This window comes from Actinoplanes sp. NPDC024001 (genome assembly GCF_040638955.1).
Classification (GTDB): domain Bacteria; phylum Actinomycetota; class Actinomycetes; order Mycobacteriales; family Micromonosporaceae; genus Actinoplanes.
Genome location: NZ_JBEZZB010000302.1, coordinates 1 through 6,179, shown reverse-complemented (window position 1 = coordinate 6,179; position 6,179 = coordinate 1). Strand labels below are relative to the sequence as shown.

The window sequence follows — 6,179 nt, the reverse complement described above, 5'->3', positions numbered from 1 at the left end:
CGGGGCGCCGCGGCCACTTCCGGGACGTGGCGTCCGGCGCCGTGCCGTCAGCGGTGAGCTGGTCGACGACGCCGGTCACGCCCGGGACCGCCGCGGTCAGCCCGGTGGCCGCGACCGCAGTGCGCTGCTGCTCGACTCGCCCGGTGAGGGTGACGACGCCGTCGTCCACGCCGACGCGGACCGCGCCGGGCGGGATCCGGAGGGTGTCGCCGAGGACGCGCCGCACCGTCTCGTCGCGGATCACGGCGTCGAGCCGGTCATGGATCTTCAACAGGTCCGAACGGGTGACGATGCCCAGCAACCGGCTGTCGTCGTCGGTCACCAGCAGCCGGCCGACGTCGCCCCGGTGCATCACCCGGGCGGCGGCCGCGAGCGACGCGTCGGCTGTGATGGTCAGCGGTGGTGCGCTCATCACCTCCGCCGCCGTGCCGTGCGGCCACTGCAGCAGCGGGTTCCTCCACCGGTGCCACCAACCGGTCCGGGCCCCGCCCTCCCCGCCGAGCTCGATCTTCGCGTGCAGGTCCGACCAGGACACGATGCCGATTACGACATCGAAGCGGTCGGTGATCGGGACAGCGCTGATCCGGCGGTCCTTGAGCAGGGTGACGATCTCCGTCACCGAGGCATCCTCGGAGACGGTGATCACGTCGGTGGTCATGACGTCACGTACTCGCCATTGCAGCATGCTGGGCCCTCTCTGTTCTTCCGTCCGGTTTCTCGGTTCACCTTCCAGGCTGCCGGACCGGCTCCGGAGAATGCAGAGTCACGGCGACAAGGCATCGCGTGGCTAAACTGCCGACTGTCGGCAAGAAACGAGCGACACGGATCGGTCTTCCAGCGGGGTAGCCGCATGACAGACAGCGCGGCACGGCTCCGGCGGCCAACGCCAGTTCCGGCCGAGCCGGGCGTCTCTGCCGGGCGGGTGGTGCAGCTGTAGCTGTCCACGGCTCGCCGCCTGTCACGGTGCTCACCGCGGCGCCCGCGCTTCAGATCGCGGTCGCTTCGCCGCGCCTTACCACCAGTACGGGACAGTCGGCGTGGTAGATGAGGTGCTGACTGACCGAGCCGAGCAGCAGTCCGGCAAAGCCACCTCGCCCGCGGCTGCCTACGACAACGACCTGCGCCAGGCGGGAGCGTTCAACGAGCAGCTGACCCGGCGAGTCCCTGGTGGCTTCATGATGGATCGTGAGCTGCGGATACCGCTGTGTCACGTCCGCCGTCAGCTCGACGAGGGCCTTCCGCTGCTGTTCCTCGACCAAGGCCGCGTCGTGCGCCGGCGGGGTCAGCGGATCGTCGTTGTATGGCTCGGACGCGCGGTAGGCGTGCGCGACCACCAGGTCGGCACCGCGCAGGACGGCTTCCTCGGCCGCAAGATCCAGGGCGTCGGCCGAGGCCGCTGAGCCGTCGACCCCGGCGACCACTGGGCCGTTCTGCCGGGTCGTGCCGCGGACCACCATGACCGGGCAGGACGCGTAGGTGACCACCTGCACCGCGACCGACCCGATGATCAGTCCGGTGAAGGCGCCCATGCCCCGATCGCCCAGCACCAGCAGGCTGGCGCTCCGGCTCTCCGCCAGCAGAACCGACGACGGTGCACCGTCGATCAAGGCGGACGTGACGGACAGCTCGGGCGCGGCGGCGGAGGCCGCCTTGACCGCCTCGATCAGTTCTTCCTCCGCCGATTCCCTCAGCGCTGCGGCTGGAGGTTGGGGAATGCCGGGCGGCGTGCCGATGTGCAGTGTGGGCCACACGTTCGCGCCGACGATCCGTAGCGGCAGCCCGCGCCGTGCCGCTTCAGTCGCGCCTGTCAGGACCGCGTCCAGACTGCGAGCCGAGCCGTCGAAACCTACTACCACAGGGTTGATTGTCGTGGAAACGGTTCTCACCTCCTGAATCGAAGCTGGCAAAGCGGGCCGAGTCCCATCATTCGGTGCTCCGGGCGAACCGCCGGTTGCGTGCGCGTAACACGGCCTTGAGCGTCTCACCGAAGACGAGGATGCTCGCCGCCACCGCGGTACAGATCAGCCACTGCCCGGACACCAGATCCACGGTGTTGAACATCCCGTGCAGGACATCTATCTCCACCAGCAGTACCAGCAGCACGACCACGATGCCGGTGGCGACGAACGCCGACCGGTTGCGCATCGTTTCGCTGCTGAACACGCTGCGGATGTCGGATCTGACGTTGAGCAGGTTGAACGCCTGGAACAGCACGAAGGTCACGAACGCCATGGTGCCGGCGAGGGTGGGCCGGCCGGCCTCGGCATCCGGGCCCGGCGCCCACACCAGCACGCCAAGCGTGCCGGCCGCCATGATCGTGCTGGCGAGCAGGATGCGGACGAGGCGGGACCGATTCAGGATCCGCTCGTGCCGGGGCCGCGGTGGCCGGCTCATCGCGTCCGGGCTGACCGGGTCGACGCCGATCGACATGGCTGGTGGACCGTCCATGACGAGGTTGACGAACAGGATCTGCAACGCGGTGAACGGCGCGCCGCCGGCGATCCCGGTCACCGAGGCGATCAGGAACGTCATGACGAAGCCCAACGCGGTGGACACCTGGAAACGGGTGAAGTTGACGATGTTCGCGTACACGCCGCGGCCCTCACGCACCGCCGACACGATGGTGGCGAAGTTGTCGTCGGTGAGGACCATGGTCGCGGCCTCCTTCGTCACCTCCGTGCCGGCCCTGCCCATCGCCACACCGATGTCGGCCTTGCGCAGCGCGGGAGCGTCATTGACGCCGTCACCGGTCATGGCGACCACCTCGCCGCGGCTCTGCAACGCTCGCACAATTCTGATCTTGTGGCTGGGTGAGACCCGGGCGATGACGCCGATGTCGTCGAGGCGGGCGAACAACTCGTCGTCGGTGACGGCGTCGAGGTCGGCCCCGGTGACCGCGCGGCCGGGAATGCCGAGCTCGCCGGCGATCGCGGCGGCCGTCACCGCGTGGTCACCGGTGAGCATGCGGACCCGGATCCCGGCTTCCTGGCACCGTTGGATGGCCTGCCGGGCCTCCGGGCGTGGCGGGTCGACGATGCCGACGAGCGCGACCAGTACCACCCGGTGGAGCATCGTCTTGGGATCGTCTGCGGGGTCGAAGCCGTCGAACGGGAAATCCTCGGTGCCCACGGCCATCACTCGCATGCCCTGCTCGGCCAGCTCGGCGTTGGCTCGCTGGTACCTCTCGCGGGCGGCGTCGTCGAACGGCATGACGCCGTCGCCGCCGAGGTAACGGTCGGCGCGGTCGGCCAGTACGTCGGGCGCGCCCTTGATGAAGCAGCGCACGACAAGGCTGCCCTGGTCGTCGGTCCAGTCGTGGAAGGTGGCCATGAACTTGTAGTCGGAGTCGAACGGGATCTCGAGCCGGCGCGGGCGTTGCCTGCGCACCTCGGCGACATCGATGCCGCCCTTCTCGGCCAGCACGAGAAGGGCGCCTTCGGTCGGATCGCCCAGGATGCCGTCGTCGCGTAGGTCCGCTTCGTTGCACAACGCCATTGGCAGTAGCGCCGCGTCCAGGGTTTCGGGTATCGGCGAGCCGTCGGTTGTGCGGATGCCTCCGTCGGTGGAATAGCCCTGGCCGGAGACGGTGAAATGCCGACCGGCCAGCAGCATGTGCTTGGCTGTCATCTGATTGAGGGTCAGCGTGCCGGTCTTGTCGGTGCAGATCTGCGACGTGCTGCCCAGCGTCTCCACCGACGCCAGCCGCTTGACGATGGCGCCGCGCTTGGCCAGTCGGCCGGTGCCCATCGCGAGTGTGAACGCCACTACCGCCGGCAGTCCTTCAGGGATGGCGGCGACGGCCAGTGAGACGGCGGTGACGAACAGGTCGCCGAACGGTTGGCCGCGCATCAGGCCGAGAACGAAGACGAGCACGATGACGCCGCCCGCGATCAACGCCAGTGTCCGGCTGAGCGCGCTGATCTGGCGTTGCAGCGGCGTCAATCCGGGATCGGCGGCGTGCAGCATACCGGCGATCCGGCCGGTCTCGGTCTGCATGCCGGTCGCGGTGACCAGCACCTCGCCCCGGCCGCGGGTGACCGCGGTGTTCATGAAGACGCTGTTGGTCCGATCGCCGAGCGCGGCGCCCTCGCTCAGGTCTTCGGAGACCGACTTGGCCGAGGGTTGCGCCTCCCCGGTGAGCATCGACTCCTGGATCTCCAGCGAGACCGCCGTCAGCAGTCGTCCGTCCGCCGGCACCCGATCGCCGGCCTCCACGAGGACTACGTCACCGGGCACCAGTTCGGCCGCGTCCACCTGGACGACCTGCTGGTCCCGGCGGACTCGGGCAGTCATGACGCTCATCCGGCGCAGGGCGTCCAGCGAGGCCTGCGCCTTCGACTCCTGCACGAAACCGATCGTCGCGTTGAGCAGCACCACGACAGCGATCGCGATCGGGGTTTCCCATTCCCGGCTCACCAGTAGCGACACCACACCGGCGATGAGAAGGATGATGATCAGGAGGTCCTGGAACTGGCGAAGAAACGCCCGCCAACGCGGTTCCCTGGGCGCTTCGTCGAGTTGATTGCGACCGTGACGCTCCAGCCGGGCCGGTACGTCGCTCGAGGACAGTCCGGTCGCCAGATCGACGTCGAGGTCCCGGACCAGGTCGGCGACCGGCTCAGCGTGCGAGGCCGACCTGGTGGTTGTGGCGCCAGTCATGCCGACTCGGCGGGGCGGGCGCCAGTTTCCGTCGCCGACTTCCGTTCACTGGCAGACGCCTGTTCCGCTTCTACGTCCGGGTTCAGGCCGTAGGTTGCGTGCGCCTTACGCAACGTGTCCACGTCGAGCCGGCCCCCAGCGGTCAGTTCCTGCATTACGCGCAGCGCGATCGACGGCGCATCGATGTGGAAGTGGCGGCGCAGGGCGGTGCGGGTGTCCGACATGCCGAATCCGTCGGTGCCCAATGACGCCCAGCGGCCGGGAACGAACGGAGCGATCTGGTCGGGAACGGCCCGCATCCAGTCGGAGACCGCCACGACAGGAGCGCCATCACCGGCCAGGCAGCGGACGACGTGAGGCAGACGGGCGGGCCCGTCCGGATGCCGCAGGTTCCACTGTTCGGCATCGATGGCGTCGCGGCGCAGTTCGGTCCACGAGGTGACCGACCAGACGTCGGCGGATACGCCCCAGTCCTCGGCGAGGAGCCGCTGTGCGGCCAACCCGGCCGGCACGGCGATGCCGGAGGCGAGGATGTGTGCTGCCGGAGCATCGACGCTGGCGCCGCTGATGCGATGCATGCCGGCGAGGATGCCATCGACGTCGACGTCGGCCGGCTCCGCCGGTTGAAGGACCGGCTCGTTGTAGAGGGGCAGATAGTAGAAGACGTTCTCCTGGGCATCCCCATACATCCGGCGCAGCCCGTCGCGAACGATGTGGCCGAGCTCGTAGGCGTAGGCGGCGTCGTAGGCCACGCACGCCGGATTGGTGGCGGCGATGAGCAATGAGTGCCCGTCCTGGTGCTGCAGGCCCTCGCCGTTGAGCGTGGTCCGCCCGGCGGTCGCGCCGAGCAGGAAGCCGCGGGTCATCTGGTCGGCCGCGGCCCACAGACCGTCGGCGGTCCGCTGGAAGCCGAACATCGAGTAGAAGATGTACAGCGGGATCATCGGCTCACCGTGAGTGGCGTACGAGGTGCCGACCGCCGTCCAGGACGCTGTCGAGCCGGCCTCGGTGATTCCTTCGTGCAGCAGGACGCCGCTGGTGGATTCCCGATAGCTCAGCAGCAGTTCACGGTCCACCGATGAGTACGTCTGGCCGTGCGGTGAGTAGATCTTCTTGGTCGGGAACAGGGCGTCCAGTCCGAAGGTGCGGGCCTCGTCCGGGATGATCGGTACCAGCCGGTGGCCGATCTCGGGATCCTTCATCAAGTCTTTGATCAACCGCACCAGCGCCATCGTGGTGGCTACCGGTTGATTGCCGGATCCGCGTTTCATGCTCGCGTAGGCGTGCTGGTCCGGCAACGTCAGCGGCTTGCTCCGCACCGACCGCGTAGGCACGAAGCCGCCCAGGTCGCGGCGGCGCTGCTGGAGGTACTGGATCTCGTCGGACTTCTCGCCGGGGTGGTAGTACGGCGGAAGGTACGGGTTCTCCTCGAGCTGCTTGTCGCTGATGTCGAGGTAGAGCCGGTCCCGGAAGCCCTTCAGGTCGTCCAGGGTCATCTTCTTCATCTGGTGCGTGGCGTT

At 68.5% G+C, this 6,179-nt stretch carries 3 protein-coding genes and 1 pseudogene; all 4 read right to left on the bottom strand.

Features of this window, described 5'->3' with window-relative positions; genetic code table 11:
• Positions 1-658 (bottom strand): CBS domain-containing protein (locus AB0F81_RS50065; RefSeq protein WP_360211335.1); only part of this gene is annotated, 658 nt, incomplete at its 3' end.
• Between the two features lie 328 nt (positions 659-986).
• Positions 987-1,886 carry a universal stress protein gene (locus tag AB0F81_RS50060; RefSeq protein ID WP_360211333.1) on the bottom strand — a complete coding sequence of 300 codons (900 nt, stop codon included), beginning with the start codon at positions 1,884-1,886 and terminating at the stop codon, positions 987-989.
• A gap of 37 nt (positions 1,887-1,923) precedes the next feature.
• A complete protein-coding gene (locus AB0F81_RS50055) occupies positions 1,924-4,659 on the bottom strand; it encodes an HAD-IC family P-type ATPase (RefSeq protein ID WP_360211331.1) in 2,736 nt (911 codons plus the stop codon).
• Positions 4,656-6,179: pseudogene (locus AB0F81_RS50050) on the bottom strand (pyruvate dehydrogenase (acetyl-transferring), homodimeric type); the annotation flags it as partial. The pseudogene AB0F81_RS50050 and the gene AB0F81_RS50055, both read right to left, overlap by 4 nt.

Excerpts from the sequence above, each read along its gene's own strand:
- AB0F81_RS50055 (WP_360211331.1), bottom strand. The coding sequence starts at position 4,659 with ATGACTGGCGCCACAACCACCAGGTCGGCCTCGCACGCTGAGCCGGTC.